Raw genomic sequence first — 1,211 nt, 5'->3', positions numbered from 1 at the left:
TGGCTACGCCGGTGGTTTTTTATTTATTTTGGGACTTTTGCAACAGCCCCTTTAAAAAGATAATTTCGTTAAATTCAGATTCTGAACCCTTTCCCATAGTAAGAAAGAGAATCCCTAAAAGTATCATTTCTTTGAATCACATAAGTGTGTTCTACTCTCCGCATTCGTTATGATGTTGGTGTTCATGGCAAATCGAACCCGTTGATTTTAAAGAACCTTTCAGATACGCTTCTACTGCGTCTTTGGCCTTTCCAGTTGCACCAACAATAACCTCAATATTTTTCTGATTGAAAATATCAACTGCGCCACTGCCCATACCTCCGCTAATAATCACATTCACACTGTGGTCGGCAAGAAAGTTTGGCAAAAATCCAGGTTTATGTCCAGGGTTTTCAATGGTTTTACTTTTTACTATTTTGTTGTTTTCAGCGTCAAATAGTATAAACCTTTCGCAGTGACCAAAATGCTCGGTTACTAGCTCGTTGTCACTAGCTACAGCAATTCTCATCATTTTATTGTTCCTCCATTTTTTCTATTGTTCTCGCCGTCAAATCTAACCAATTGCCCTCGAGCATTTCTATCATGCCACTATCACATGCCCTTGAGATTTGAGGGTCAATAGGTATTCTTGCAAGTACTGGAAGATGGTATTGACTGGCGATTTCTTCGATATGGCTTTCACCAAAGATCTGGTAATCTTTCCCATTATCTGGACATCTAAAATAAGACATATTCTCGACCAACCCAATAATAGGAATGTTCATCATCTCTGCCATCTTCACTGCCTTTGTAACAATCATCGATACCAGTTCCTGAGGTGATGTCACAATGATCAATCCATCAACCGCTATGGATTGGAACACTGTAAGGGGAACATCTCCTGTTCCCGGAGGCATGTCGATGAACATAAAATCTACGTGATCCCAAATCACGTCTTTCCAAAACTGTTTTACTGTATTTGCAAGAATCGGACCTCTCCAGATAACAGGATCCGTATCATGTTCTAAAAGTAAATTCACCGACATCATTTGGATACCGGTTTTCGATTTTACGGGAATAACTCCTTCTTCACTAGCAAGTGCCTTTTCCTTTATTCCAAAAGCTTTTGGAATAGAAGGTCCTGTAACATCGGCATCTAAAATAGCCGTGCGATATCCTAATCGATTCATGGTAACCGCAAGCATAGATGTGACAAGGGATTTGCCAACACC

At 40.0% G+C, this 1,211-nt stretch carries 2 protein-coding genes; both read right to left on the bottom strand.

Annotated elements, in window-relative coordinates; all coding sequences use genetic code 11:
* Positions 1-151: 151 nt before the first annotated feature.
* Entirely contained in the window at positions 152-511 is a 360-nt protein-coding gene (locus ACQRC6_RS09760; protein ID WP_427848749.1) for a NifB/NifX family molybdenum-iron cluster-binding protein, read from the bottom strand.
* A 1-nt stretch (position 512) separates the two neighbouring features.
* A partial coding sequence (locus ACQRC6_RS09755) for a P-loop NTPase (protein WP_427848748.1) occupies positions 513-1,211 on the bottom strand: 699 nt, incomplete at its 5' end.

It is taken from the genome of Peptoniphilus sp. SGI.035 (genome assembly GCF_050315115.1).
Taxonomy (GTDB): Bacteria; Bacillota; Clostridia; order Tissierellales; family Peptoniphilaceae; genus Peptoniphilus_A.
This window is presented reverse-complemented; position numbering and strand designations above follow the sequence as displayed.

Excerpts from the sequence above, each read along its gene's own strand:
- ACQRC6_RS09760 (WP_427848749.1), bottom strand. The coding sequence starts at position 511 with ATGATGAGAATTGCTGTAGCTAGTGACAACGAGCTAGTAACCGAGCAT.